At 72.0% G+C, this 26,379-nt stretch carries 23 protein-coding genes and 3 pseudogenes; 13 read left to right on the plus strand and 13 right to left on the minus strand.

Going from position 1 to position 26,379, the window contains the following annotated elements:
- Nucleotides 1-171: 171 nt before the first annotated feature.
- The gene (locus ABZ457_RS15615) at nucleotides 172-1,428 is read left to right on the plus strand and encodes a DMT family transporter (RefSeq protein ID WP_359158045.1); all 1,257 of its coding nucleotides are present in this window, start codon (nucleotides 172-174) and stop codon (nucleotides 1,426-1,428) included.
- Here the strand turns inward: ABZ457_RS15615 and ABZ457_RS15620 are convergent.
- Nucleotides 1,309-2,550 carry a transglycosylase family protein gene (locus ABZ457_RS15620; RefSeq protein ID WP_359158046.1) on the minus strand — a complete coding sequence of 414 codons (1,242 nt, stop codon included), beginning with the start codon at nucleotides 2,548-2,550 and terminating at the stop codon, nucleotides 1,309-1,311. The two genes, ABZ457_RS15615 and ABZ457_RS15620, sit on opposite strands and share 120 nt — an antisense overlap.
- A gap of 391 nt (nucleotides 2,551-2,941) precedes the next feature.
- Between ABZ457_RS15620 and gndA the strand changes: the two genes are divergently transcribed.
- Nucleotides 2,942-4,384, plus strand: coding sequence for an NADP-dependent phosphogluconate dehydrogenase (gene gndA, locus ABZ457_RS15625; protein WP_359158047.1), 1,443 nt, complete (start codon nucleotides 2,942-2,944; stop codon nucleotides 4,382-4,384).
- 410 nt (nucleotides 4,385-4,794) lie between these two features.
- Here gndA and ABZ457_RS15630 read toward each other — a convergent pair whose 3' ends face one another.
- The 5 genes from ABZ457_RS15630 to ABZ457_RS15650 form a co-directional block, all read right to left on the minus strand.
- The gene (locus ABZ457_RS15630) at nucleotides 4,795-5,436 is read right to left on the minus strand and encodes an aspartate/glutamate racemase family protein (RefSeq protein WP_359158048.1); all 642 of its coding nucleotides are present in this window, start codon (nucleotides 5,434-5,436) and stop codon (nucleotides 4,795-4,797) included.
- Nucleotides 5,437-5,483: 47 nt separating this feature from the next.
- Nucleotides 5,484-5,900: an aspartate 1-decarboxylase gene (gene panD, locus ABZ457_RS15635; RefSeq protein ID WP_359158049.1), complete on the minus strand. Its 417-nt coding sequence runs from the start codon at nucleotides 5,898-5,900 to the stop codon at nucleotides 5,484-5,486.
- A 324-nt stretch (nucleotides 5,901-6,224) separates the two neighbouring features.
- Entirely contained in the window at nucleotides 6,225-6,524 is a 300-nt protein-coding gene (locus ABZ457_RS15640; protein ID WP_359158050.1) for an SHOCT domain-containing protein, read from the minus strand.
- 32 nt (nucleotides 6,525-6,556) lie between these two features.
- Entirely contained in the window at nucleotides 6,557-7,030 is a 474-nt protein-coding gene (locus tag ABZ457_RS15645; RefSeq protein WP_359158051.1) for a DUF6325 family protein, read from the minus strand.
- Between the two features lie 60 nt (nucleotides 7,031-7,090).
- Nucleotides 7,091-9,445: an arylsulfatase gene (locus tag ABZ457_RS15650; RefSeq protein WP_359158052.1), complete on the minus strand. Its 2,355-nt coding sequence runs from the start codon at nucleotides 9,443-9,445 to the stop codon at nucleotides 7,091-7,093.
- 264 nt (nucleotides 9,446-9,709) lie between these two features.
- On the opposite strand from ABZ457_RS15650, the gene ABZ457_RS15655 reads away from it, so the two are divergent.
- Both ABZ457_RS15655 and ABZ457_RS15660 read left to right on the plus strand, forming a co-directional pair.
- A complete protein-coding gene (locus tag ABZ457_RS15655; protein WP_359158053.1) occupies nucleotides 9,710-10,111 on the plus strand; it encodes a hypothetical protein in 402 nt (133 codons plus the stop codon).
- Between the two features lie 129 nt (nucleotides 10,112-10,240).
- Nucleotides 10,241-11,620, plus strand: a complete 1,380-nt coding sequence (locus ABZ457_RS15660) for an anaerobic sulfatase maturase (RefSeq protein WP_359158055.1) — start codon at nucleotides 10,241-10,243, stop codon at nucleotides 11,618-11,620.
- A gap of 27 nt (nucleotides 11,621-11,647) precedes the next feature.
- Here the strand turns inward: ABZ457_RS15660 and ABZ457_RS15665 are convergent, their stop codons facing one another.
- Nucleotides 11,648-14,251 (minus strand): LuxR C-terminal-related transcriptional regulator, encoded by a 2,604-nt coding sequence (locus ABZ457_RS15665; protein ID WP_359158057.1) that lies wholly within the window; start codon nucleotides 14,249-14,251, stop codon nucleotides 11,648-11,650.
- 838 nt (nucleotides 14,252-15,089) lie between these two features.
- On the opposite strand from ABZ457_RS15665, the gene ABZ457_RS15670 reads away from it, so the two are divergent.
- Complete coding sequence (locus ABZ457_RS15670) at nucleotides 15,090-15,509, plus strand: TOBE domain-containing protein (RefSeq protein ID WP_359158058.1); 420 nt, start codon at nucleotides 15,090-15,092, stop codon at nucleotides 15,507-15,509.
- Nucleotides 15,510-15,704: 195 nt separating this feature from the next.
- Nucleotides 15,705-16,958: a molybdopterin molybdotransferase MoeA gene (locus tag ABZ457_RS15675; protein WP_359158059.1), complete on the plus strand. Its 1,254-nt coding sequence runs from the start codon at nucleotides 15,705-15,707 to the stop codon at nucleotides 16,956-16,958.
- 16 nt (nucleotides 16,959-16,974) lie between these two features.
- Here the strand turns inward: ABZ457_RS15675 and ABZ457_RS15680 are convergent.
- From ABZ457_RS15680 to ABZ457_RS15690, 3 genes and pseudogenes are all read right to left on the minus strand, one after another.
- Nucleotides 16,975-17,203, minus strand: a pseudogene (locus tag ABZ457_RS15680) (TOBE domain-containing protein); the annotation flags it as partial.
- A 339-nt stretch (nucleotides 17,204-17,542) separates the two neighbouring features.
- Nucleotides 17,543-17,920, minus strand: coding sequence for a nucleotidyl transferase AbiEii/AbiGii toxin family protein (locus ABZ457_RS15685; protein ID WP_359158060.1), 378 nt, complete (start codon nucleotides 17,918-17,920; stop codon nucleotides 17,543-17,545).
- Nucleotides 17,917-18,279, minus strand: coding sequence for a hypothetical protein (locus tag ABZ457_RS15690; RefSeq protein WP_359158062.1), 363 nt, complete (start codon nucleotides 18,277-18,279; stop codon nucleotides 17,917-17,919). The genes ABZ457_RS15685 and ABZ457_RS15690 overlap by 4 nt, the downstream gene beginning before the upstream one ends.
- Nucleotides 18,280-19,129: 850 nt before the next feature.
- Between ABZ457_RS15690 and ABZ457_RS15695 the strand changes: the two genes are divergently transcribed.
- The 7 genes and pseudogenes from ABZ457_RS15695 to ABZ457_RS15725 all read left to right on the plus strand — a co-directional run bounded on the left by ABZ457_RS15695 (nucleotide 19,130) and on the right by ABZ457_RS15725 (nucleotide 22,941).
- Nucleotides 19,130-19,618, plus strand: coding sequence for an SseB family protein (locus tag ABZ457_RS15695; RefSeq protein ID WP_359158064.1), 489 nt, complete (start codon nucleotides 19,130-19,132; stop codon nucleotides 19,616-19,618).
- Nucleotides 19,615-20,344: pseudogene (locus tag ABZ457_RS15700) on the plus strand (hypothetical protein). The gene ABZ457_RS15695 and the pseudogene ABZ457_RS15700 overlap by 4 nt, the downstream one beginning before the upstream one ends.
- Nucleotides 20,344-20,607 (plus strand): putative T7SS-secreted protein, encoded by a 264-nt coding sequence (locus ABZ457_RS15705; protein ID WP_359158066.1) that lies wholly within the window; start codon nucleotides 20,344-20,346, stop codon nucleotides 20,605-20,607. The pseudogene ABZ457_RS15700 and the gene ABZ457_RS15705 overlap by 1 nt, the downstream one beginning before the upstream one ends.
- Nucleotides 20,585-21,067, plus strand: a pseudogene (locus tag ABZ457_RS15710) (putative T7SS-secreted protein); the annotation flags it as partial. The gene ABZ457_RS15705 and the pseudogene ABZ457_RS15710, both read left to right, overlap by 23 nt.
- Before the next feature lie 516 nt (nucleotides 21,068-21,583).
- Nucleotides 21,584-22,024, plus strand: a complete 441-nt coding sequence (locus ABZ457_RS15715) for a putative adhesin (protein WP_359158090.1) — start codon at nucleotides 21,584-21,586, stop codon at nucleotides 22,022-22,024.
- 36 nt (nucleotides 22,025-22,060) lie between these two features.
- The gene (locus tag ABZ457_RS15720; protein WP_359158067.1) at nucleotides 22,061-22,471 is read left to right on the plus strand and encodes a DUF4279 domain-containing protein; all 411 of its coding nucleotides are present in this window, start codon (nucleotides 22,061-22,063) and stop codon (nucleotides 22,469-22,471) included.
- Nucleotides 22,468-22,941 carry a hypothetical protein gene (locus ABZ457_RS15725; RefSeq protein ID WP_359158068.1) on the plus strand — a complete coding sequence of 158 codons (474 nt, stop codon included), beginning with the start codon at nucleotides 22,468-22,470 and terminating at the stop codon, nucleotides 22,939-22,941. The genes ABZ457_RS15720 and ABZ457_RS15725 overlap by 4 nt, the downstream gene beginning before the upstream one ends.
- Before the next feature lie 40 nt (nucleotides 22,942-22,981).
- Here ABZ457_RS15725 and ABZ457_RS15730 read toward each other — a convergent pair whose 3' ends face one another.
- From ABZ457_RS15730 to ABZ457_RS15740, 3 genes are all read right to left on the minus strand, one after another.
- Complete coding sequence (locus tag ABZ457_RS15730) at nucleotides 22,982-24,937, minus strand: ABC transporter permease (RefSeq protein WP_359158070.1); 1,956 nt, start codon at nucleotides 24,935-24,937, stop codon at nucleotides 22,982-22,984.
- Nucleotides 24,938-25,027: 90 nt separating this feature from the next.
- Nucleotides 25,028-25,837 (minus strand): molybdate ABC transporter substrate-binding protein, encoded by an 810-nt coding sequence (gene modA / locus ABZ457_RS15735; RefSeq protein WP_359158071.1) that lies wholly within the window; start codon nucleotides 25,835-25,837, stop codon nucleotides 25,028-25,030.
- A 116-nt stretch (nucleotides 25,838-25,953) separates the two neighbouring features.
- Nucleotides 25,954-26,346 carry a helix-turn-helix transcriptional regulator gene (locus tag ABZ457_RS15740; protein WP_359158073.1) on the minus strand — a complete coding sequence of 131 codons (393 nt, stop codon included), beginning with the start codon at nucleotides 26,344-26,346 and terminating at the stop codon, nucleotides 25,954-25,956.
- Nucleotides 26,347-26,379: the final 33 nt, after the last annotated feature.

The following is a 26,379-nucleotide window of genomic DNA, read 5'->3' on the forward strand; positions in this document are numbered from 1 at the left end:
ACGGATAATGGGGGAGGAAAAGAGCATGTCCGGCGGGCCGTTCGAGGGCCCGCGCGACCGGCCCCGCCCCGAGAGGTACGTCGCGTGTACTCCCGTAGTACCGCCGCAGTAGGACCAAGTGCCTGCTCAAGGACGACGACGTGAACGCCGAAGGGCGACAGGGTGGTGACCATGAGTTCCCTCTCGCTGTCCGTGCTCCTGTCCCTGGTCTCGGCGGTCGCGTACGCGGCCGGGGCCATCCTCCAGGAGCGGGTGGCGACGACGACGCCGTCCCGTCCCTACGCGCCCCTGCACCACCCCCTGTGGTGGGTGGCCGTGGCGCTGAACGGCCTCGGCGCCGTCCTGCACGTGGTCGCGCTCGCCTACGGGCCGCTGAGCGTGGTCCAGCCGCTGGGGGCGCTGACGATCGTGTTCGCGCTGCCGATGGCGGCCGTGTTCGTCCGCCGACGCGCGGGGGCGGCGGCCTGGCGCGGGGCGATTCTGGCGACGGCGGGCCTCGCGGGACTGCTGGCGCTCACCGGCGGCGACGGCGGGACCACCCCGGGCTCCGGGGAGCGGGCCGTGCTGGCGGCGGCGACGCTCGGCGCGGTGGCGCTGCTGTTCCTCGCCGCGCAGGGCGTGCACCGGCCGGTTCTGCGCAGTGTGCTGCTGGCGACGGCCGCGGGCGTCGCCTTCGGTATCGCGTCCGTGTTCACCAAGACGGTCGCGGTCGGCTGGGCGTGGGACGCGCCGCTGCGGGAGTGGCCGGGGATGGCCGTGATCGCGGTCCTGGCGGTGGGCGGGCTGCTGCTGTCCCAGGCGTCCTACCGGGGGTCGGGTCTGGCGACACCGCTGGCGACCGTCACCGTGGTCAACCCGGTGGTGGCCGCGATCGTGGGCCTCACCCTCTTCGGTGAGGACTTCCGCTACGGGGTGGTGGGGACCGCGCTGGCGGTGCTGTCCGGTGTGGTCGCGGCGGGCGGGCTGGCGCTGCTCACGGCGGAGCGCCTGCGCGGCGGTGGGAACGGGGGCGGGGGCGTCCCGGCGGCCGCGCCGGACGCGCGCTCAGCGGCCCGGGAGGCGGCGCCGGACACCCGGGCGGGCGGGGCGGCGGCGCACGGTGGTGCGGGCGCGGCGAACGGGCCGGCGGCCCGCGGCGGTCCGGGCGTGGCGGACGGCGCGGACGGCGCGGCCACGCCGGGCGGGCTGCTGTCGCGGCAGCGCGTACGGCGCGGGGCGGACTCCCGCGCGGGGCACCGGGCGGGACACGAGGCGGGCCGCCGGCCCGGGCACGGGGCGGACCGGCGCGGGGGCGGGGCGGCGGGTGGGTCAGATGGAGACGCCGCGGGCCCGGAGGTAGGCGAGCGGGTCGACGTCGGACCCGTAGCCGGGGCCGGTCCGGACCTCGAAGTGGAGATGCGGTCCGGTGCTGTTGCCGGTGGATCCTGAGCGGGCGATGCGCTGCCCGGCCGCGACCTGCTGCCCGGCGCGGACGTTGAGCGCCGAGAGGTGCGCGTACTGGCTGTAGCGCCCGTCGTGATGGCGGATCACGACCTCGTAGCCGTACGCGCCGGCCCAGCCGGCGGAGACGACCTTGCCGCCGGCGACGGACTTCACCGAGGTGCCCGTGGGCACCGGGAAGTCGACACCGGTGTGGTAGCCGCTCGACCAGGAGGAGCCCGACTTCCGGTACGCCGTGGAGGGGCCGACCGTGACCGGGGCGCTGAACGAGGCGGTCCGCGGCTGCGTCCGCACCTGCTGCTGGGGCGCCTGCTCGGGCTCGGGTCTCGGCTTCGGCGCGGCCTCGGGGGCCTTGGTGGCGGGCGCCTTCGTCTCGCCCGTACCGGGCTTCGAGCCCTTGGGGGCGGCCGGGACGGGACCGCGCCGGTCCGGGGCCTTCGTCGAGGGCGACTTGGTGGCGGGCGCCTTGCCCGCCGGGGCCCGGAGAACCAGGCGCTGGCCGGGGAAGATCAGGTCGGGGTCGTCGCCGACGACCGAGCGGTTCTGCTGGTAGAGCCGCTGCCAGCCGCCCCGGACCTGCTTGCTGTCGGCGATGCTGGAGAGCGAGTCCCCGCGGGCCACGGTGTAGCCCTCGCGCTGGGTGGGGACGGTGGTCGGGGACGCCGCCTGCGGTCTCGGTGCCGCCTTCCGCTGCGCGGGAGCCGTCGCGGGGACGACGCCCGGCGACTCACCACCGCGGGTGAGCCCGGCGCGCTCGGAGCAGGTGGGCCAGGCCCGGGGACCCTGCCCCTTGAGGACCTTCTCGGCGACGGCGATCTGCTGCTCGCGGGTCGCCAGGTCGGCCCGGGCCGCGTACCGCGTACCGCCGTACGCCTCCCACGTCGACTGGCTGAACTGGAGCCCGCCGTAGTAGCCGTTGCCGGTGTTGACGCCCCAGCGGCCGGAGGACTCGCAGGCCGCGACCTTCTCCCAGGTGTCGGCGGAGGCGGCGTCGGCCGGCGCCGCGCCGATGAGGGGGAGCGCCATTCCGGCCCCGCCGGCGGTGACCGTGAGCGACGCCCGGTTGATGCGACTCGGCTGATATCGGCGGTGCCGACCGGTTCCGGCCATGGTGTTCCCCCACTACCCGTCGTGGTGCGGTACCCGTGCGTGTCTCCGGGTGGTGCGGCAGGTGCTGCCGCACGCCGCAAAGTAGGGGGCGCGCACGGAGCGTGACAAGCGTTTCGGCCCAGAGTGACCGAATACCGACGTACCGGCCTGCGGGCTCGGCGCGAGCGGCTGGAAAGGAGCGTCCGCCCGAGTCTCCGCCCGAGCACCCGCCGGAGCGTCCGCCCGGGTGCCCGCCCCGAAGATCGGTGAATGGGCGCGGCCGCCGTAACGTATGAGCCCGGAGAAGCCCCGAGCACCCCCGAGCACCCGCACCGATACAACCGAACCCCGGAGAACCCGCAGCACCCCCGAACCGACCCTCGTACCACCCGGATTTCCAGGAGCAGACCTCATGAGCGGAACCGCCCAGATCGGCGTCACAGGGCTTGCGGTGATGGGCCGCAACCTCGCCCGCAACTTCGCCCGCAACGGCCTCGCCGTCGCCGTGCACAACCGGACCGCGTCCCGGACGCGCGCCCTGGTGGAGGAGTTCGGCGAGGAGGGGACCTTCGTCCCCGCCGAGAGCGCCGAGGAGTTCGTCGCCGCGCTGGAGCGCCCCCGCCGGCTGGTGATCATGGTCAAGGCGGGTGCGGCGACGGACGCGGTCATCGAGGAGTTCGCGCCGCTGCTGGAGGAGGGCGACGTCGTCATCGACGGCGGCAACGCCCACTTCGAGGACACCCGGCGCCGGGAGCGGGAGTTGCGGGAGCGCGGCATCCACTTCGTCGGCGTCGGCATCTCGGGCGGCGAGGAGGGCGCGCTGCACGGGCCGAGCATCATGCCGGGCGGCTCGGAGGAGTCCTACGCGTCGCTGGGCCCGCTGCTGGAGCGGATCGCGGCGAAGGCCCCCGACGGCACGCCCTGTGTCTCGCACATCGGCCCGGACGGCGCCGGACACTTCGTCAAGATGGTCCACAACGGCATCGAGTACGCGGACATGCAGCTCATCGCCGAGGCGTACCACCTGCTGCGGTCGGTGGCGGGCTACTCCCCCGCGCGGATCGCGGAGACCTTCCGCACCTGGAACACCGGGCGGCTGGACTCGTATCTGATCGAGATCACGGCGGAGGTGCTGGCGCACACCGACGCGGCGACCGGGAAGCCGTTCGTGGACGTCGTCCTGGACCAGGCCGAGCAGAAGGGCACCGGGCGCTGGACGGTGCAGATCGCCCTCGACCTGGGCGTCCCGGTCTCGGGCATCGCGGAGGCGGTGTTCGCCCGGTCGCTCTCCGGGCACGCGGCCCTGCGCGAGGCCTCGCAGTCACTGCCGGGGCCGGTGGTGGAGCCGCTGGGCGGGGCCGAGGCGGACGCCTTCGCGGCGCGGGTGGAGCAGGCGCTCTACGCGTCCAAGATCGTGTCGTACACGCAGGGCTTCCACCAGGTCCTGGCGGGCAGCGAGGCGTACGACTGGGACGTCGACCCGGGCGCGGTCGCCGCGCTGTGGCGGGCCGGGTGCATCATCCGGGCCGCCTTCCTGGACCGGATCCGCGCGGCGTACGAGGCGCAGCCGGACCTGCCGAGCCTGCTGTCGGACAAGCAGTTCGCCCAGGAGATCGGCGCGGCGCAGGACGACTGGCGCGAGGTGGTGGCCACGGCCGCCCGCCAAGGCGTCCCGACGCCGGGCTTCTCGGCGGCGCTCGCGTACTACGACGCGCTGCGGGCGGAGCGGCTGCCGGCGGCGCTGACGCAGGGGCAGCGCGACTTCTTCGGCGCGCACACCTACCGGCGGACGGACCGGGAGGGGTCGTTCCACACGCTGTGGGGCGGGGACCGGGACGAGGTCGCGACGGACTGACACCGGCCGCACGGCGGAACGGGCCGGTCCCGCGCGCACTCGGCGCGCGGGACCGGCCCGTTCCGTGCCGTGGTGGCTCCGCCGGGTCAGGCGGGACCGGGCTGGGGCTCCGGCGGCGGCACCGGGTCCGGCGCGGGCCCCGGCGGCTGCGGGATCGGGTCGGGGTTCGGACCGGGCACGGGCGAGGGAGCCGGGACGGGACCGGGCAGCGGGCCCGGATCGGGCGGCGTCCCGGGGTCCGGCGTGGGCACCGGCGGTGCGGGGTCGGGGTACGGGTGGGTCATGCCGAGCCTCCATGGTGCGACGTCGTGCGTTCCCAATGTCCTCCGGTGCGCGTTCCCACGCTCGCCGGATCCAGTCACGGGGTGTGGGGACGGCCCGTGACGCCCGCCGGGCGCGGGCGGAGGCTGTCATGCCCGCGCCACGGTCTCGGCCGCCGCGCGCAAGCCGAGGGCGGGGCTGGCGAGGACCGGGAGCGGGGTGGTCGCGCGGGCGGCCGCGTCGGCCATGGACGCCTGGGCCAGTACGACGGCGTCGGCGTCGGCCTCGTCCAGGCCGGTGACGGCCCGGGCGACGGCGTCCAGGTAGCCGTCCCGGTCCCCGGCCTCGAACCGCTCCCACGCGTCCTCGACCAGCGCCGTCCGGATTCGGGGCGTCCCGGCTCCGGCGGCGCGGGCCTCGTCCCGGATCAGGTCGACCGTGGGCGCGAGGGTGCTCTCGACGGCGGCGACGACCACGACCCGCCCGTACCGGGCGGCGGCCGCCGCCATCGGCCGGTCGACCCGGAGGACGGGGACCCCGGCCTGGGCGCCGGCCGCCTCGGCGACCCCGCCGATCGTCGAACAGGTGCACAGCACGGCCCGCGCCCCCGCCGCGGCCTCCCCCACCGCCCCGGCGACCTCCGCCGCGACGGCGTCCGTCCCCTCGCGCCGGGCCCGTTCGAGCAGCTCCGGGCGGACCAGGTGACGCAGCTCCAGCCCGGGGTGGTCACGGTCGCGGAGGGCGTCGAAGACGGGGACATGGACGGGCGAGGTGTGGAGGAGGGCCAGCATGCGGGGATGGTAGGACGGCGCGGGCCCCGCCTGGCCCCCGGGCCGCCTCAGACGACGGCGTGCGGGCTGCGCGCGGTGTCCGAACCGGGCACGGGCGCGGAGGCGTCGTCCCCTAGGGCGACGATCCGGTTCTCCGCGTCGACATGGACCACCCGCGGCACCAGGCCGCGCGCCTCCGCGTCCTCGACCTGCGCGTAACTGATGAGAATCACCAGGTCCCCGGGCTCCACCAGGTGCGCGGCGGCCCCGTTGATCCCGATGACGCCGCTGCCGCGCTCGCCCTCGATGACATAGGTCTCCAGGCGCGCGCCGTTGGTGATGTCGACGATGTGGACGAGCTCCCCGGGCAGCAGATCGGCCGCGTCCATCAGCTCGCGGTCGACGGTCACCGATCCCACGTAGTGCAGGTCGGCCTGGGTGACGGTGGCGCGGTGGATCTTCGACTTGAACATGGTGCGCAGCACTGTGGACTCCTGAAGGACGGCTCCCTGCCTGCGTTTTTGCAGGTCAAGGGCATTCTTCACTGTACACCGGCACTCGTCGGACTCGAAGATTCCGAGGAAGACGGATTTCACCCGGGCAAGGGCAGGAACCCGCACCGCCTCCTCTCGTTGCGACGGCGGTGGGCCCGTACGCGGTGCGGTCCTCATCCTCGTACCAGTCCGCGCCGGTCGGCCGGTCCCGGAGGTCTTCGAGGCTGAACTCGTCGTGAGCGCGACGGCGGCCCAGGGATTCGAGGTCGGGCGCCGCCCGCCCTTCCCTCGGCCGTCTCACTCGTCGGGCGGCGGTCACGATCCGAGGATCGTGCGCTTCTGTTCCTCGAACTCGGCCTCGGTGAGGACGCCCTGGTCCTTGAGTTCGCCGAGCTGCTTCAGCTGCTCGATCCTGCCGGTCATGTCGGGGGCTGCCGGAGCCGCGGGCGGTTCCGGCTGGTACGCCTGCTGGTATCCCGGCTGCGGCGAGGGCGCCTCGTATCCCTGCTGTGCCGCCCACCGCCCCTGCTGACGGCGCGACACACGGTTCGACACGGCGGTCGCCGTTCCGGCGACGACGGCGGTGCGTGCGACCCCGCGGATGAGACCTGGCATGGCTGTGTCCCTTCTGCGCTGCTGAGCACGGTCTAGGTCTGGGTGAGCGTGGTCCCGTGGGCCGCCTCGGTCTCGTCGAGGGAGGCGAGGAGGTCGGTCACGGGGATCCGCCCGGAGGCGACCATCCGGGCTCCGCCACGGCGCAGAGCCGCGGCGAAAGGCGCGGCCCACAGGTTCTCGTAGACCAGGACGCCGGCGGAACTGCCGGGCTCCAGCACGGTGGCCGCCTCGTCGAGGTCGTCCTGGCCGAGGAGTCCGGACGACGCCCCCTCGAAGACGGCGAGGTCGAGCCCGCCGTCCCCGGTGAGGTCGGCGATCTCCACGCCCCTCACGGTCCCGTCGTCGTCCTTTCTGACGAACATCAGGTCGAGGATCCGGATGAGGCCACGGTCCACGAGATCGGCGAGGAGAGGAAAGCCCTCGCCGGTCGTCCGGCCGCCCGGGAACTCGACGACCAGGTAGTCGATCGGGCCCACTTCGCCCGCTGCTTCGAATGCGTCGCTCACGGCGTCACCTCCGGTGCTTGTCACTTCGCGTCGCTCCCCCGGCACCCCCGTGTCATGCGGTCAGTCGGTCATGAACCAGCCGCGCACCTGCGCCTCGTGATCGACGTAGCGTTCGCCGGAGACGTCGACGACGACCTTGTCGATCGTTCCGCCGGTGAACGGGAACGGCCCCCGGTAGTCAGGGGTGACCGGCGAGCCGTCGTCGCGGCCCACACAGATTCCGTCCCCGACGACGCAGAACGCGCCGGGCTGGGTGACGATGTCGTCGCGGCCCACCTCCTGGTCGTCCATGTAGAGGGTGAGGGTCCCCGACGCGCCGGGCATCGTGGGATCGCTGCTGCGCCCGTTCGCCGCGAACTCGGCCGTGAGCACGTGCCTGCCGGGCGGAATCTCCCGATCCCCGTCCACGACCTGGAGATTGCTGCCGACCCAGTTGTACGCATAGTGCAGGCGGTGGTCCTTGACGTAGAGGCTGTGGCCGCCGGCGCCGCCGCCGTGGGCGTAGAGAACGCCTTCGGCATCGGCCGATCCCATCTCCACCCCCGCGGCGATGGTGTACGACCGTCCGCTGGTCACCACGCCGGACTGCTCGGGCACCGCCGCGGAGTCGGGGTAGTACACGTAGCGGTCGCGCTCGGGACTTCCGTGCGGGCGCTCGGCCAGCACCTGTTCCAGGGCACTGCGGTCGTCCAGGGGAAGCCCGTTGTAGACGCCCGCGTAGTAGTACCAGAGGCTCTTGAGGGTCTCCAGGCGTTCCGGCTCCCGGGCGGCCAGATCCACCGACTGTGCCCGGTCGGTGGTCAGGTCGTAGAGCTCCCACACATCGTGCGCGAAGTCGCCCCAGCCGCTCAGCGGCGGGTGAACCGTGCAGGCCAGCCAGCCTTCGTGGTAGATCGACCGCTGCCCCAGCATCGCGTAGAACTGGGTCTGCCGTCCGGGCGCGGCGGGATCGGTGAGCGACGCCTTGAAGCTCTCGCCCTCGATCGGGTTCTGCGGGTAGCCCTTGAGCACGTCGGGCGGCTCGATGCCGAGCAGGTCGTAGAGCGTGGGGACGACGTCCACCGCGTGGACGTACTGCTGGCGGACCTCCCCGCGGCCCTCGATCCCCGCGGGCCAGGCGACCAGGCACATGTCGGCCACGCCGCCCTCGTATCCGGCCCAGCGCTTCCAGTACGGGAACGGGGTGTCGAACGCCCAGGCCCACCCGGTGTTGTAGTGGTTGTACGAGGTCGGGCCGCCGAGCTCGTCGATGTGTTCGAGGGACAGCGCGGTCGGTGTGGGCATGCCGTTGAAGAACCGCCACTCGTTGAACGTGCCGTCCGGTCCGCCTTCGCCGCTGGCCCCGTTGTCGGAGACGGCCACGATGATCGTGTTGTCGAGTTCGCCGACCGATTCGAGGAAGTCGAGCACCCGGCCGAGCTGGTCGTCGCTGTACGAGACGTACCCGGCGAAGACCTCGGCCATCCGGGTGAACAGCCGCCGCTCGTCGGCGCCGAGGTCGTCCCAGGGCCGGACGGTGTCGAGCATCGGCCACGGCTGGCCGTCGGGTCCGGTCGCCGCCGGCTCGCCGTGCGGGTTGATCGCGGAGAGTTCGGTGTCCTCCGGCAGCAGCCCCAGCTCCTTCTGGCGCCGCAGAATTCCGGGCCGGATCGCCTCGTACCCCTCGTCGAAGACGCCCTTGTACCGGTCCGCCCATTCCTTGAAGACGTGGTGCGGGGCGTGGGCCGCGTCGAGGGAGAGGTACATGAAGAAGGGCTTGTCGGGGTCGACGGCCCGGGCGTCGCGGATGAACTCGATGGCCTTGTCGGAGAAGTCCTTGGCGATGTGGTAGCCCTCCTCGGGCGTGGCCGGCGGGTCGACGGGGTGGTTGTCGTAGATCAGGTCCGGGTACCAGCAGTTCGACTCTCCGCCGAGGAAGCCGTAGAACCGCTCGAAGCCGCGCCCCAGGGGCCAGCGCCCCTTGTACGCGGCCATGTTGGTCTCCTCGCCGGGGGTGAGATGCCACTTGCCGACGCAGTACGTGTTGTAGCCGCGTTCCCCCAGGACCTCCGAGATGAACCCGTTCTCGAACGGGATGCGGGTGGAGATGCCGGGGAAGCCGGAGCTGAACTCGGCGATCGTCGCCATTCCGTTCGACGTCGCATTTCTGCCGGTCAGCAGCGAGGCCCTGGTCGGGGAGCACAGCGCCGTGGTGTGGAAGTTCGCGTAGCTCACTCCCATGCCGGCGATCCGTGACATCGCCGGAGTCCGCACCGGTCCGCCGAAGCAGTCCATCGTGCCGTAACCGACGTCGTCCCACGCGATGACCAGCACGTTCGGAGCGTTCTCGGGTGCCTTCGGCGCGAGAAACGGTGCCCAGTCCGGCTCGGCGTCACGGATGTCCAGGGCGATCTTCCCCTTGAAGCGCTTGGCCATGACGAATCTCCTGGGTGTCCCGGGTCCTGGCACGTTGCCCTTCCACGGTCACCGGGGACGGCTCGCCCCGCCTCACCCCTGGCGGGTGACAGGGCGAGGAGCCGCGCCCGTTCCCGTTCGCCGCCCCCGATCGGGCGCGGCGAGCGGTGGCGAACCGGCGCGCCGGCATCACCCGCCGCGGGTGATCACTCCTCCCGTTCCGGTTCACATGCTCGAAGAAGCGGCGTCGGCCGCTGCGTCGCACCGACGAAGTGAGGGAGACCCATGGCCACGACCCACAGCAGCTCGGACACATCGAAGGCGGCCGGCGGGCTGACCACGTTCGCCGGCGTCCTGCTGTTCATCGCCGGCGTCCTCGACCTCCTCCGGGGGATCATGGGGATCGTCGAGGACGACGTCTACGTGTCCACCCCCAACTACCTCTTCAAGTTCGACCTGACCAGCTGGGGCTGGCTCCAGCTGCTCCTCGGAGCGATCGCCGTCGTCGTCAGCCTGGGCCTGTTCACGCGCGCCACATGGGCCCGGATCGTCGGGGTCGGCATCGCGGGCCTGCTGATCATCGCCAACTTCCTGTCGATTCCCTACTATCCGTTCTGGTCGATCGTCCTGATCGCGCTGTACGCCTTCGTGATCTGGGCCCTGTGCGTCGTGCGACGGGACCCCTGACGGAGTGCGCCGAAGCGGCCGGCGCGGGTACCGCGCCGTCCGGGCCGGGAGGGGGCGTACGAGGGAACCTGACCGCGTCACCCGTGCCGGGTGACGCGGGCAGGCGGGCGGGTGTCCCATCCTGAGCCGATGAGCACTGTGGAGCTGCCCGATCCGACTGTCCGGCGCCGGCCGTTCCATCTGCTGGCCAAGCCGGCGGGGGCGATCTGCAACCTGGACTGCACCTACTGCTTCTTCCTGTCCAAGGAGCTGCTCTACGAGGGCAGCAGGTTCCGGATGGCGGACGAACTGCTCGACGCCTACATCCGGCAGCTGATCGAGGCACACGGCCCGGCGCCCGAGGTCACGGTGGCATGGCAGGGCGGTGAACCGACACTCATGGGGCTCGACTTCTTCCGCCGGTCGGTCGAGTACGAGCGGCGGTACGCCCGTCCCGGGCAGCGCATCGTCAACACCATCCAGACCAACGGCACGCTCGTCGACGCCGAATGGGCCCGCTTCTTCCGTGACAACGGCTTCCTCGTCGGCCTGTCCATCGACGGTCCCCGCGAGTTGCACGACGCCTACCGGGTCGACAAGGGCGGCAAGCCCACCTTCGACCGGGTGATGAGCGGGCTGACGCACCTGCGCGAGCACGGTGTGCGGTGGAACGCGCTGGCCACGCTGCACGACGTGAACGCCCGTCACGGCCGCGAGGTCTACGCGTTTCTGCGCGACGTCTGCGGCGCCGCGCACATGCAGTTCATCCCGATCGTGGAGCGTGCCACCGCGCGCGCACTGCCGCTGGCGAACGACGGCTGGGGCGTCCGCGCCGGGGACCGGCCCCTGTACCGGCAGGAGGGGGACCGCGTGACCGACCGGTCCGTCACGGCGGAGCAGTACGGTCGCTTCCTCGTCGAGGTCTTCGAGGACTGGGTGCGGCACGACGTCGGCCGGGTGTACGTCCAGATGTTCGACGTGGCCCTGGCCAACTGGTACGGCGAACCGCCGTCCCTGTGCGTGCACTCCGAGACCTGCGGCGGCGCCCTCGCGCTGGAGCACAACGGGGACCTCTACTCCTGCGACCACTTCGTCGAGCCCGACCACCTGCTCGGCAACATCGGGGACCGGCACATGCTGGAGCTGGTCGCCTCACCGCAGCAGCGGAAGTTCGGCCGGGACAAGCGCGACACCCTGCCCCGGTACTGTCTCGACTGCGACGTCCGCTTCGCCTGTCACGGCGGTTGTCCCAAGGACCGTTTCGACGCCACGCCGGCCGGCGAGCCGGGCCTCAACCACCTCTGCGCGGGCTTCAAGGCGTTCTTCCACCACGTCGACCGCCCGATGCGCACCATGGCCGGACTGTTGCGCCGGGGGCTGGCTCCCGCACTGATCATGCGCGAGTACGCGGACGCCGACGCGCACCGGCCGCACAACGCGCCCTGCCCGTGCGGGGGCGGACGCAAGTGGGCCCGCTGCCACGGGAAGCCGGTCGAGGCGACCCGGCCGCGGAGCCGTGCGTCGACCTGACCGGGTGGCCTCCGTCCCCCGTGTTCCTCACAGCAGACGGAGTGCCCGGGCCCGGCGCACGGCTTCGCCCCGACGGACCACCCCGAGTTTGCGGTAGATGTTCCTCAAGTGGGTCTTGACCGTGTTGACGGACAGCAGCAGTTCGCCGGCGATCTCCTGCGTCGACCTCAGCTCCGCCAGTAGCTCCAGGACCTCACGTTCACGGTGTGTGAGCGGATCGGTCACGGGAGCGGGGGCCGGCTCGCCGGAGTGCGAGGTCTGCGTCTCCGGTAGCAGACCCTCCGGAAGCCAGCCGAGAGTCTGCCCCGTCGCGGGCAGGTGGTCGAGCGTTCCCCGGAGCCAGGCGCCGGCCTCCAGAAAGGGACGTCTCAGGCGCTGGGGCCGCGCGACGGACAGGGCCCGGGCGACCAGGTGCCGGGCCGTGGCCTCGTCCCCCAGGATGCGGGCGAGCTCGGCCCGCACCAGCAGGGTCCGGACGGTGAGACCCGGGCCGTGGCCGTTGGGGCCGGGCAGGGTGTCGACCAGAAGACGGGCCGCCTCCTCGTCGCCCGCCGCCAGGAGGGCGTGAGCGGCGGCGATCGCGTACTCCGGTCCCACTTGCTGACGTCCGGCCAGCACCCCGACCGCTGCCGACGGTTGCCCTCGGGCCAGGTGTCCGGCGGCCGCGGCCAGTGCCACCTGCCCGTCCACCCAGGGTGGGGGCTTCGCGGTGGACGGTGTCTCCCGCAGGTCGTCGAGCACGCGCAGGGCCTCGGCCGCATGGCCCCCGGCGAGCAGCAGCCGTGAGCGCGTGACGGCCAGCCAGAAGACGCCGACCGGGTCTCCGTGGGCGGGTGACGGCGGGACGGCCCGGTCGACGTGCGTCCGGGCGGAGGAGAGATCGTCGCGTTCGATGTCCACGGACGCCAGCACCAGGCGCCCGAGCGACGTGCGGGCCGGGGGCCGCACGCCGGACCGCTCCGCCTCGACGATCGCCTGCCGCGCACGGCCCTCGGCACGGTCCGGCCATCCGTCCAGGAAGTCGATCAGGGCGAGGCGGTCGAGGGAGTCGTGCCGCGAGAGGGCCGTGGAGGGGCCGTCGGACGCGTCCACCGCGGCCGCCAGTGCCGATCGTGCCGAGCCGAAGCGGCCCGCCCACAGCCGGGCCGATCCCAGGGCGGCCAGCCACAGCCCGCGGATCTCCGGATGCGCCTCCAGCCGCTCCGAGAGGTCCTCCCGCCCGCCGAGTTCCTCCGCCCGCCGGGCAGCGCTCTCGGCCATGTCCACCGAGCCGAGCAGGTGTCCGGCCAGCACCCGTAGCAGCGCACAGCTCAGGTGGGCGGCCGACGCCTGCTCCGTATCGGCCGCAGGCAGGTGGGCCTCGGCACGGTCCAGGGACGCCAGCCCCCGGTCGGTGTCCTGCCGGGCCAGTTCGCAGGCGGCACGGACCAGATCGGCGGCGGGACCCTGCGTGTCCGGTGCCATCGCGGTGAACAGTTCGCGCAGACGGTCCGCGTCCGGGCCCGTGAGGAGCTGCCCGATCGCCAGCTCGTCGACGAGCCGGTCCGCGGCGTACGTCCAGTCGCCCGCGTCGGCGGCATGCGGCAGGGCCGTCGTAAGCAGCCCGGCACCGCTCAGCCAGCGGGCGGCCATGCTGTGCAGTTCCCGCTCCAGCCCAGGGTGTGCCGTGCGCAGGCGGGCCCGGAGAGTCTCGGAGAACAGCGGGTGCATCCGGTACCAGGAGTGGCCCGCCGGCTCGACGAACGCGTTCGAGCGCTGCAGCTCCGCGAGAACGAGAGCAGCGTCGTCCCGGCCGGTGAGGGCGTTCGCCAGGCCGGGATGGACCCGCTCGCAGATGCTGGTCCGCAGCAGCAGGTCCTGGCTCACACGGGACTGGGTCTCCAGCACCTCGGACAGCAGGAAGTCCGCGATCGTGCTATCCCCCGTCTCGAACTCCTTCAGGAAGCGCTCCGGGTCGTCTGTCCGCTGCGCAGCGTGAATGCACAGCCGTAGCCCCGCGGCCCATCCCCCGGTGCGTTCCGTCAGCGTCCGGGCGGCCTCGTCCGACAGGGACAGGCCGTGCCGGCGCGCCAGAGCGGCCGTCTCACCGGGAAGGAACGCCAGGTCGGCGGCTCGGATCTCGGTCAGTTCACCGGAGGCGCGGTACCGGTGGAGGGGAAGCAGCGGCTCGGTACGGCTGACGAGGAGCAGGCGCAGTCCCTGGCCGGCGTGGTGGAGGACGAACTGCAACCCGTCGGCGATCTCGGGCGCGGCCACCCGCTCGAAGTCGTCGAGAACGAGGATCACCGGCTCTCTCCGGGCGTTCAGATGTGCCGCGAGCCGCGACAGAAGCGAGTCGTCCACCGCGCCGGGGCCGGCGGGACCGGCGACGCCTTCGGGAAGGGCCACCCCCTGGTGCCGCAGGGCCGCCAGGACGTAGGCCCAGAAGATGCCCGGAGCGTTGTCCCCGGACTCGGCCGTCAGCCACACCACCCGGCCGGCGGGGGGCGCCGCTCGGCCCGCCCAGTCGGCGACCAGCCAGGTCTTGCCCGCCCCCGCCGGCCCGTTGACCAGCACCAGGCGGTCGGGGCCCGCCATGGCCCGAGTGAGGCAGTCGGTCGCGCGGGGCCTGCGGATGTATGTCCCGGACACGCCGGGGACGGTGAACCGGGCAGCGAGAACGGGGTGGCCGTTCGGTGCCAGGTTCCCGGCGGCACCTGTGCGGACGGAGCCGCGGGATGCGTGGGACATGACACTCCCACGGTGGCAGAACCGGCCGCGGAGTCAAATCGGCCGGACCGCTGTCGCGGGCCCTGCCGGCGTCCGATCCGGGCACCCCGGCACTACCCGGCTCGCGCCTCGGCCGTCCGCCCTGGTCCTCGCCGAGGGTTCGGAAACGCCTGGGAGGCCGCGAAGGGGGCCCTCGGAGTTCCTCGGCCGCCTGGTCCCCGAACTCCTGGGGACCAAGGGCGCCGGAGCACTGCGCGGGCGGGCCGCGCGCCGGCATGCGGCATGGTCTCGACGGCCCGCCCGGCGAGGGCGGGGATGGTGGTCGTGCACCTTCGACTCCGGCTTCTCGGATCGGCCGGACCGCCAGATCGCCAGATCGCCGCGATGGTGTCCCTCGTGACCCCGGTGCTCGACCGTCTGCGCAGTCTGACGAAGCGGGGATACAGCGCTCAGATCGCCATCGCGGGAGTGGTGCTGAGCCGTACCCGGTTGACCTTGCCACCGGAATCGACCCAGGGCTTCCGGTCTCCGTCACCACGCTGAACGAGGACAACGAGCCGGCGACCGACCCTCTGGACTGGCTGGACCGACGCGGGACGGGCGGATCGGGCGGGCCCGATGAGCAGGCCCGATGCGTCCGTTCGGCTGGTGGAGGAGACGCGGGCCCCGGCGCGCGTTCGCCGTTCCGGTAGCGTCGGTGAGAGTCGACGCAGGTCACAGAAGTGACGTTGCGCATCCCGGTACTTGTGAGGCGTGTCGTATGAGCCTGTCCATCCGTAACCAGCTCCCCGGTACCGTCACCGCCGTCACCACCGGTGAGGCCATGGCCTCGGTGAAGGTGCGCCTGGACGGCGGTCAGGACATCACCGCCGCGATCACCGCGGACGCCGTGAAGGATCTGGGGCTGGCCGAGGGCACCGCCGTCAGGGCGTTGGTGAAGTCCACCGAGGTGGCCCTCGCGACCGGCCCGGTCGAGGGCGTGTCGATCCGCAACCAGCTTCCGGGCTCCGTCACGGAGGTCGCGACCGGTGCCGCGATGGGGTCGGTGAAGGTGTCCGTCGAGGGCGGCGAGCTGACCGCCGCGATCACCAAGGAGGCCGTGGAGGACCTCGGCCTGGCCGCCGGCGCCTCCGTCGTGGCGCTGATCAAGTCCACGGAGATCGCCCTCGCCACCGCCTGATCGTCCGGTCCCGGGCAGGAGCCGGTCCCCGGACGCGGCTCACGGCCGGCGCGGGGCCAGGGGCAGCGGCTCACGGTCGGCGCGGGGCCAGGGGGCAGCGGCTCACGGTCGGCGCGCACGGCCTGTGAGTCGATCGGCGCGCCGTTGACATGAGGCCGGCCGGGGCCCGAAACACCGGCGGCGGAGGGTGGCGCCATGTCTGCCGTGCCCACCGCCGCCGTGACCGCACCGCCCCCGTCCACCACGGAAACCGGGCGGGCGGTTCCCTGGGCCGCGGCCCGCATGCGCGCGCACCGCGCCGCGCGGCCCGCTCCCCCGCGCCGCGTACCCCTGCACGACGCCGCCGGGCTCACGCTCGCCGGCGACCTCCGCTCCCTCCGCCCCCAGCCGGCCTTCGACACGGCGGCGATGGACGGGTACACCGTGTCCGGTCCCCCGCCCTGGACCGTCCGCGGAACCGCTTGTGCGGGCACGGCCTGGCAGGGGGTTCTCGGGTCGGGGGAGTGCGTGCGCATCTCCACGGGGTCCCTCGTCCCGCCCGGCGCGGACGCGGTCGTACCGGTCGAAGTCGCGAGGAGCACCGGTGGGCGGGTGTTCGGCACCGCACCGGCGGAGGGCCGCCACATCCGGCGTACCGGCGAGGACGCGGCAGCCGGCGTCTGTCTCGCCCCGGCCGGTACCCGCATCGGTCCGGCGCTCCTGGGACTGGCGGCCGCCGCGGGCCACGACACCCTGCCGGTACGGCCCCGGCCCCGCGTCGCCGTGCTGGTCACCGGCGACGAGCTGGACCACTCGGGCGTCCCGGAACCGGGGCGGGTGCGCGACGCGCTCGGGCCTCTCCTTCCCTCTCTCGTCGCCGAACTGGGCGGTGAGACGGTCGCGTTGCGCCATGTGCCCGACCACCCGCACGGCGAACTGGCCCGTGCGGTCCGTGCGGTCCGTGCTCACGGCGAGGCCGCCGATGTCGTCGTGGTCACCGGCTCCACCTCGGTCGGTGCCACCGACCAACTGCGGGGCCTCCTCGCGGACGGCGGGGCCCGGACGGTCGTCGACACGGTCGCCTGCCGTCCCGGCCACCCCATGCTGCTCGCCGAACTCGCCGAACCCGGCGAACTCGGCGAACTCGGCTCACGCCGCTGGGTGGTGGGGCTGCCGGGCAATCCGTACGCGGCTCTGGTCTCGGCCCGGACCCTTCTCGGCCCCCTCCTCGCCGGTCTTTCCGGCCGCCCGCTCCCCCGGCTACCCCGCCTCCCCGTGCACGGCGAGGCCAAGGGCGCGCCCGGCGGCACACGCCTCGTGCCCGTCTCATGGACCGACGACGGGTGCCGGATCGCGGCGGGGCATCGCGCCGCCTTCCTGCGCGGCGCCGCGATCGGGGACGCGCTGGCCGCGCTCGGGCCCGGCTGGCGGGACGGGAGTCCCGCGCCGGTACTGCTGCCCTGGGCCTGAGGCCGGGTGGCGGAGGTCAGAGCGGGACGACCGTGGTCTCGGTCGCCTTGATGCCCGTCCAGACGGACACCCCGTCCGCGAGGCCGAGTTCGGCGGCGGCCTGGGGGGGTGATCTCGGCGACGAGGTCGGGCGCGGCGTCGGAGGTCACGAGGACGCGGAGGCGGCTGCCGCTGGCGGTGATCTCGCGTACGGTGCCCGGCCAGACGTTGCGGGGGCTGCCGGTGGGCCGCTCGCGGCTGACGGACGCGGACAGGCATGACGGTGTTCAGCTTCCACGAGCCGAACCGCCGTGAATGCGAGCAGCGGGTCAGCAAGCCGGAAGCCGTCCGGTTCTTCGAGCCGGCCGTTACGGAGTTCCACCGTCGGGACCTGGACCGGCCCTTGGAGTGGGAGCGGGATGCAGTATGTGACCGTCACCGCACCCCGGTTTCGCCCTGAGTCCACTGGAGGTACGCTCGGCCGACCTGCACATCCGCCGTGCATGGCAGCCACCACCATGGATGGCTCCGGGTTGGAGCCTGCTGGCTACACCGCATCCTCTCGTTGCAACGGCGGCAGAGGGGATGGACGCGACGACCGCCTCTCAGGCGTTCTCGTCATGGATCCGCGCGCCCAGATCCTCCACCCACGCCAGCGCCCACGCTTTGAGTTCTTCGATCTGCCGGGCGGTGAGCCCGTACGCGGTGTAGTCCTCATCCTCGTACCAGTCGGCGCCGATCAGCCGGTCGCGGAGGTCTTCGAGGCTGAACTCGTCGTGGGCGCGACGGCGGCCCAGGGATTCGAGGTCGGCGGTGGAGCGGTGGCGGGAGGCAGCCTGGACATCGATGAGGTCGCGGACGGTGCCGCGGTCGGCGAGGGCACGGACCTTCGTGCCGATCACGTCGTCGAGGACCGGAGGGTAGGGGGAACCGAGGTCGAGGATGTCGGCGAGGAGACGCTCGTGGAGCGGAGTGAGCTTCACGCGGCGGTCATGTCGGCCGACGCGGTACAAAGCAGCTCGGGGAAGGCGTCCTCCCAGACCTCGCGGATGTAGGGACTGATCAAGCGCCGCAGCACGGGCCACTGCTCGGTGAGCAGCCGGTGGTGCAGGAGAGCCACCAGGTCCTCACTCAGTCCTTCGGCGAGGACGGTCCGGTAGAGCGTCATGCGGGACTTCGGACGGTCCAGGCTGTAGCTCGTCCGCCCGGACCAGACGATGTGGAGCGGCAGGTCCACGTTGCCCTCGACGGGGCCGGCCAGCTCCTGCAAGCACTCGGGCAGTCGGCTGCGGTAGCGGTCCCGCAGGACCTCGGCGCGAGGGGCGGTGGTCGTCGTGTCCATGCATCCAGTATCGCTGCTGGGAGGCGGCTGCACGGCGGATACGGGGATCCCCTGTCGTGCGGGTCGGGCGCCCGCCCTTCCCTCGGACATCTCCGCCAGGGCGCTCAGCGCACCGTCGACTACCCGCGCAGGCCCCAGGTGGCGCGGCAATCGGCTGCCCTGCAGACCCGGGACCCGCCCGCCTGCGGGCGCAGGTGATCATGACACAGCAGGTCACGCGGAGGGCCGCCGCGGTGGAATCGGCTGCGGCTTCGGTCTCTCTGTCGGAAGTGACGACGGTGGCGAAGCCGAGGTCCATGTCGGCGGCACGTGGGCGGGAAGGACACCGGCGCGATCGAGGTCAGTACCCACCGCCGCGGACGAGCTGTCGAAATAACGCAGCGAGCGTCCCAAGCGGGAACCAGGCCCCTGTGTCCAGGTCCCCGTCATGGCGGCCACCTGGACAGCAAGCTGGGACGCTCCCGCGCCCGATGCTGACCGCTTGCTGACTCGAGCGGGTCCATCAAGCCTCTGAACTGCGAAAACACCCAAACGCTAGATCTTCGACTTGAACATGGTGCGCAGCATCGGTCTACTCCTGAACCTCGGCTCCCCCGCCTGCGTTTTTGCAGGTCAAGGGCGGCTTCCGTTCCTTGTGACGAGTCACGTGTCCGGGGACGGCGGTCCCCGGTTGTGGACGACCGTCGCGGGCGGGCTTCTCCGACCTTCCGGGTCCCGTCGTGACGACGGCACAAGCCTTCGAACGGCGTCCATGATCACCGTCACTCCGGCGGCCACGACAGGGCGTCGTGCACCGGATGCCCGGCCTTCAACGTTGCAGGAGGGAACGCGACGGTGGCAGCATGCGCCTGTGATCGACAACGGGGATGAGAAGGCCAGGCCGCGACCGGTCTCCCGACTGGCCGAACTGAATCAGCATGCCGCACCACCCGCGGACAGCGAAGGGCCCGCCGCTCCTCCCGCGCCGCCGATGACGGAACTCGCTCTGGCGCAGATGAGGGTTGCTCAGTTGCTGGAGGACTTCAGGGGAGCAGCGGTCCTGGTGCCGTTCGACGACCAGGACAGCCTGTGGACCGCGGACTTCGGCGGTGTGCGATGGATCTGCGCGTTCACCGACGAGGCAGCGCTGGCTCGTTTCGCCCGCGTTCAGAACGGCGCCTCTCGGGAGTGGGTCTACCAGACGATTCTCGGCGCACGGCTGCTCGACGAGATGGTGCCGCTCCTTCCGGGCCCGGCAGGCGTCGCGCTCGACGCGGGCAGCGATGACGGCATGGTGTTCCCGCCGGTGGCGGGCATCGTGCCCGACGCCGTGGCGGTCGACCTCGGACGGCCGGGATGAGCGGGGACGAACCGATACTGGATGCCCCCACTTGGGCACTGGTGGAGATCGCCAACGGGATCGACCTGGCGCACGCGGAGTTGAAGGATCTCGGCATGATCGGCGAAGCGTCGGTCGGTCGTGGCTTCTCCGATCTCGCCCTGTCGGGGCTGGAGCTGGGCCACAGCGGCCTGGCGGCGGAGTTCGAGACCTTCTGCAACCGCTGGGAGTGGGGGGTGCGGGCGCTGACCCTGAAAGGGAACGTCTTCGCCCAGGGAGTCGGACTGTCAGCGGGCTCCTATGCCGAGCAGGAGCGGTACGTCAAGGACTCCATCAAGGTCGGTGTGAACGCACTCAACGGCAATCCGCACCTGTCCGAGGACGAGGTCAAGCAGATGAGCTGGGAGACGATCTGGGACCAGCGCGCGTGGGACAACGCCGACTGGAGCGGGGAATCGTTCTCCCAGGCGCACGAAGACGTCAAGCAGACCTGGAAGAACACCCCGCGCGTGGGACAACGCCGACTGGAGCGGGGAATCGTTCTCCCAGGCGCACGAAGACGTCAAGCAGACCTGGAAGAACACCGGCTACGACGTCATGGACGCGCAACTGGACTCCATGGAGCGCTCCGGACTGATCGACCCGGCGGTGCGTGACCGCATGGACGAGGAGCTCAAGGAAGTCTTCGATCCCGACCAGGCGACCATCGACCAGGCTGAGCAGCCCCGCTGGGGAGAGAGCCGCTGATGCCTGACTTCGGAGTCATCGGCGACCTCGCGGGCAAAGGGTTCGACAAGGTCGTCGACACGGTCGACAGCGGCATCGACAAAGGCAAGGAAGTCGTCGGCGAGGGCGTCGACTGGGCTACCGACAAGGCCGGCCAGGGCCTGCGCCACTACGGCTACGACGGCGTCGCCGAGGCGGTGGAGGACTGGGGGGGACGAGACGGCCTCCTCACTCGGCGCCGAGGTCGGGGAACAGCAACTCGGACAGACCGAGGAAGCCAATGAACTCGTCCACGGGAAACCGGACCAGATTGCCGCTGCCGTCAAGAACCTGAGGGACTTCCAGCGGGCCTTCGACCTCGTCGGTGGCGGGATGAAGAAGCTCGACCCGAGTGCGTGGAAGGGAGAGGCCGCCGACACCTTCCGGAAGAAATTCGCTCCCCTCCCCACTGACTGGCTGCGGGCCGCGGACGCTTTCGAGGACGCGGCCAAAGCCCTGGAGACCTACTCCAAGGCCGTGGTCAGCGCACAGGGCAAGGCACGGGAGGCAGTCGCCCTGTACAAGGAGGGCGAGAAGGATTCGAAGGCCGCCGTCGACAACTACAACAAGAAGGTCGACGCCTACAACGCGGCACGCAACGGTGACAGCCCGCTGCCGCATCCAGGAAAGTTCTCCGACCCCGGCGCCTCCAAGCGCTCCCAGGCACGGGAGATCCTGGCGGACGCCCGCAAGGCGCGGAACGAAGCGGCGGATCTAGCGAAGGGCGCGGTCAGGGCGGCGATGGCGCACGCGCCCCAGGAACCCACGGGCAGGGAGAAGGCCAAGCTCGAGTTGATGGACTGGGGCATGGGTCAGGGCGTCGAACTGGCCCACTTCGGTGGCGGCATCATCAAGGGCACCGCGGGACTGGTGAACTTCGTCCGCGCGCTGAATCCGCTCGACGTCTACAACCTCACGCACCCCGCCGAGTACTACAAGGGCGTCAACATGACGCTTGCCGGCCTTGCCACCACCGTCGCCAATCCCGATCGCGCCCTCAAGAACGCCTGGGACGCCGCGAAGGGGGACCCCTCCGAGTTCCTCGGCCGTCTGGTCCCCGAACTCGTGGGGACCAAAGGCGCCGGAGCGCTGCGCGGCGGTCTGCGCGCCAGCATGCGGCATGGTCTCGACGGCCCGCCCGGCAAGGGCGCGCTGGACAACCTGACGAGCCGGGGAACGGGGGGAGAAATGCCCTCCCCCGAGGACATCAAGCGTGCCGTCATGGAGAGCAAACCGGAGATCATCTCCCGCAAGTGGCCGGACGACGACGGTCGCTACTACGCGACCCGGGTACTGGGTGGCGGACGCCCGGACGGCGAGACCGTGCTGGCAGGCCATGGCTATCTGCATCGGGCCGCAGGTGAAGTCGTCGTACCGGAGGGGACCACGATCAAGTTCTACATACCGGACGAGGGGAGAATCCCCGGTCTCAACGGCGTCGCGGTGGAGGGCGGCTCCTATCCGAGTGGGGGCTGGGTCGAGACATTTCACGCCGGAGACCGCATACCCAACTACACCCTCGCACCCCCCGAGGCCAAAGGCCCGGGCGGATTCACCGTGTACGAGAATTCAACGACCGTCGCCAGAAAGACGAATCTTGATGAACTGCTCACCGAAAACATGGGAAACGTGCACTGGGCGGCATGCCGGGAGCACCTGTAAGGTTGCTTCCGCCCGGAAGCACGACGGAGATTCACGATGACGGCCAATGCAGGTTATACCTGGGTTCTCACTCGGGTGGAACTCGTCCTCAGCAGCCCCGAGCTCGACCCCGACGACGTCACACGCCGCCTCGGTCTGCAGCCGACCGGCGCGCTGCGCCCAGGGCCCCGTCGATGGAATCCGGGAGACACCAGTGGGTACTGGGGATTCGAGAACAGCGAGCGATCGGCAAGGAGCCTGCGGGAGCAACTGGACGAAGTCCTGTCCGCCGCCGAATCGTGTCTCGGCCCGCTCCGGGAAATTCTCCGTGAAGGCGTCGAGGCCAGCGTGACGATCCATGGTTACGCGGACAACGATTCAGAGATCGTCTTCTCCCCCACTGAGATGGACCGCATGGCCCGCCTGGGTATTCCCCTCGTCCTTTCTCCGAGCCTGAACGAGCGATGACCGATACCGCGATGACCGACATGCCGAACGAACCGGACCAGAGGACGGCTCCCCGCTCCTGGGACTCCGTCACCACCTCTCTCGCCGTGACCGCGGCCGATCTCGACGCCGACCTGGTCCGCAGGACGCTGGGCATCGCTCCGGGCGCGGACAGCCACGAGTCGGCTGTGATCCACGCGGGACCGGGATGGTGGTCGTGCACCTTCGACTCCGGCTTCTCGGATCGGCCGGACCGCCAGATCGCCGCGATGGTGTCCCTCGTGACCCCGGTGCTCGACGGTCTGCGCAGTCTGACGGAGCGGGGATACAGCGCCCAGATCGCCATCGCGGGAGTGGTGCTGAGCCGTACCCGGTTGACCTTGCCACCGGAGTCGACCGCGCAGTTGGCGTCACTGGGGCTTCCGGTCTCGGTCACCACGCTGAACGAGGACAACGAGCCGGCGCCCGACCCTCTGGACTGGCTGGACTGATGCCGGTCCGGCAGGCCCCGGCGCCGACACGGGCCGGAGGTCAGAGCGGGACGACCGTGGTCTCGGTCGCCTTGATGCCCGTCCAGACGGACACCCCGTCCGCCAGGCCGAGTTCGGCGACGGCCTGGGGGGTGATCTCGGCGACGAGGTCGGGCGCGGCGTCGGAGGTCACGAGGACGCGGAGGCGGCTGCCGCTGGCGGTGATCTCGCGTACGGTGCCCGGCCAGACGTTGCGGGGGCTGCCGGTGGGCCGCTCGCGGTGCAGTGACACCGCTTCCGGGGCGACGATCGCGAGGGCCGGGGTGCCGGGCGGCGGGGGCTCGGCTGCGACGAGGGTGCCGCCCCCGTCCAGGGCGACGCCGTCGGGGGTGGCGGTGCCGGGCCAGGCGTTGCGGCCCAGCATCCGGGCCACCCACGGGGAGCGGGGGTGCCGGGTGACCTCGGCCGGGGCGGCGTCCTGGAGGGCGCGGCCGTCCTGGAGGACGAGGACACGGTCGGCCAGCGAGACGGCCTCGACGGGGTCGTGGGTGACGATGAGGCAGACGCCGCCGAAGCCGGCCAGGTGGGTGCGCAGGGTGTGGCGGACATGGGCGCGGGTGGTCTGGTCGAGAGCGGCGAGCGGTTCGTCCAGGACCAGGAGACGGGGGCGGGCGGCGAGGGCGCGCGCGAGGGCGACCCGCTGGGCCTGGCCGCCGGAGAGCTGCGGCGGCTTGCGGTGCCCCAGGTGCCCGACGCCGAGGCGGTCGAGCCATGCCTGCGCGTCGCGGCGGGCCTCCGCGCGGTGGACGCCCTGGGCGCGGAGCCCGTAGGCGGTGTTGGCGAGGGCGGTCAGATGCGGGAAGAGCGCGCCGTCCTGCGGGACCCAGGCGACACGGCGGCGGTGCGGGGGCAGCGCGGTGACGTCCGTGCCGCCGAGCCGGAGCTTCGCGTGGGCGCGGGGGGTGAGGCCGAGGAGGGCACGCAGCAGGGTGGTCTTCCCGGCGCCGTTCGGTCCCACGACGGCGATGGTGGTGCCCGGTTCGGCCGCCAGGTCGAGACGGGTGAACCCGGTGACCTCGGCGTGGAGGGACCAGCGTTCGCCGGACGGGGCGGCGGGGACGGCCCGGTCCAGGGGTTCGACGACGGCCGGGTCCATGGCGTCCGGGACGGAGTCGGCGGCGGTGCCGGTGGCGGCGGCGCGTGCGCGTTCGCTCGGCGTGCCCGTCCAGCGCCCCCGCAGCGCCACGAGTACGCCCATGGCGATGGCGAGGAGCAGCAGGGAGACGGAGGTCGCCGCCTCCGGTTCGTCCTGGAGGAGCAGATAGACCTGGAGCGGCAGGGTCTGGGTGGAGCCGGGCAGGTTGCCGGCGAAGGTGATGGTGGCGCCGAACTCGCCCAGCGCACGGGCCCAGGTGAGCGCCGCTCCGGCGAGGACACCGGGCGCCACCATGGGCAGGGTGACGGTGAAGAACACCCGGACCGGTGAGGCGCCGAGGGAGGCCGCGGTCTCCTCGTACCGGGGGCGCAGTCCGCCGAGCGCGCCCTCCAGGCTGATGACGAGGAAGGGCATGGCGACGAAGGTCGCCGCGATCACCGCGCCCGAGGTGTGGAACGGCAGGGTGAGGCCGAAGGTGCCCTCCAGCCAGGGGCCGAGGAGTCCGCGGCGGCCGAAGGCGAGGAGCAGCGCCACGCCCCCGACGGTCGGTGGCAGCACCATGGGCAGCAGCACCAGCGAGCGGACGAACGCCTTGCCGGGGAACGGCACCCGGGCGAGCAGCCAGGCCAGTGGGACGCCGAGGAGCAGGGAGAGTCCGAGCGCCCAGAAGGAGACGAGGAGCGACAGCTTCAGCGCCTGGACGGTGCCGGGTGAGCGGAGGTGCCCGGCGAGTTCGCTCCACTCGGTGCGGACGAGGATGCCGATCAGCGGGAGGGCCAGGAAGGCCACCGCCAGGAGCGCGGGCAGAGCCAGGGCGAGGGGCGGGCGGGCGCCCGGGGTTCGTACGCCTGCTCGTTTCATCGAAGATCCCGAAGAGGTGTGGACGAGGGGCGGAGGGGCTGCCCGGTCCCCCGGTGCGGGCAGCCCCTCCCGTCTGGGAGATCCGGACGCTTACGGCTTCTGGAAGCCGGCGTCCTGAAGGATCTTCTGCCCCTCGGGCGAGGACAGCCAGGCGACGAACGCGGCGGCGGCCTCGGCGTTTCTGGAGTCCTTCAGGGAGGCGGCCGGGTATTCGGCGATGGCGTTCTGGTCGTCGGGGATGGTGACGGCGTCGACCTTGTCCTGCGCGCTCTCCGCGTCCGTCTTGTAGACGAGGCCGGCGTCGGCCTCGCCCAGTTCGACCTTGCTGAGCACGGCGCGGACGTTGGGCTCCTGGGAGACCGGCTTCACCGTGATCTTCTGGGCGTCCAGGATCTGCTCGCTGTACTTGCCGGCGGGCACCTCGGGGGCCGCGAGGACGACCTTCAGCTTGGGGTCGGCGAGGTCCTTGAGGTCGTCGACCTTGTGCGGGTTGCCCTCGCCGGTGGCGATGACGAGCCGGTTCTTCGCGATGATCGCCGGGGTGTCGGTGTCGGCCTTCACCTTGTCCATGCTCTTGGTGTCGGCGGTGACCAGGACGTCGGCGGGCGAACCCTGGGAGACCTGGGCGACGAGTTCCTGCGAGCCGGCGAAGGAGAACGTCAGCTTGGTGCCGGGGTTCGCCTTCTCGTACGCGGTGGCCGCCGTCTTGAAGACGTCGGTGAGCGAGGCGGCCGCGAGGACGGTCAGGTTCGCCGGGGGCGCGGCGCTGGTGGAGCCGGTCGCGGTGGATCCGCCGGCGTCCTTCGTGGTGTCGTCGCTCGCACAGGCGGCGAGCGGCACGAGCAGGGCGGCGGTGAGCACGGTGGCGGCGGTACGGCGTCTGGCGGGGGTGAAGGACATGAGGGTCTGAACTCCTGGATGAGGAACGGTGGTTGAGGGAACAGGCCGGCCGCGCCGACGGCCGGGGCGCGCGGGACGCGGTGCGTTCCGCGTGGTGCGTACTGCGTGAGGGGTGGTCAGGTGCGGTCGATGTGCACGCTGGTCGACTTCACGCGGGCGGTGGCCTGCATGCCGACTTCCAGTCCGAGTTCCTCCACGGCCTCCCGGGTGAGGAGGGAGACCAGCCGGTGCGGGCCGGCCTGGATGGTGACCTGGGCCGCGATGTCACCGAGCTTGATCGCCGTGACGATCCCGGGGAACGCGTTGCGGGCCGAGGTGTACGAGGCGTCGCCGTCGTCGTCGCTCTGCGCGATCTCCACGGAGAACGCGGCGAGGGACTTGCCGTCGATGACGCGCCGACCGCTCTCGTCGCGGTGGGTCGCGACCCGGCCCGCGTCCGCCCAGCGCCGCGCCGTGTCCGGGCTGACGCCCAGGAGCCGCGCGGCCTGCCCGATGGTGTAGGACTGCATATGCGACACCGTAGGCCGGTTCCGCTCTCACTT

Source organism: Streptomyces sp. NPDC005805 (assembly GCF_040630445.1).
Classification (GTDB): domain Bacteria; phylum Actinomycetota; class Actinomycetes; order Streptomycetales; family Streptomycetaceae; genus Streptomyces.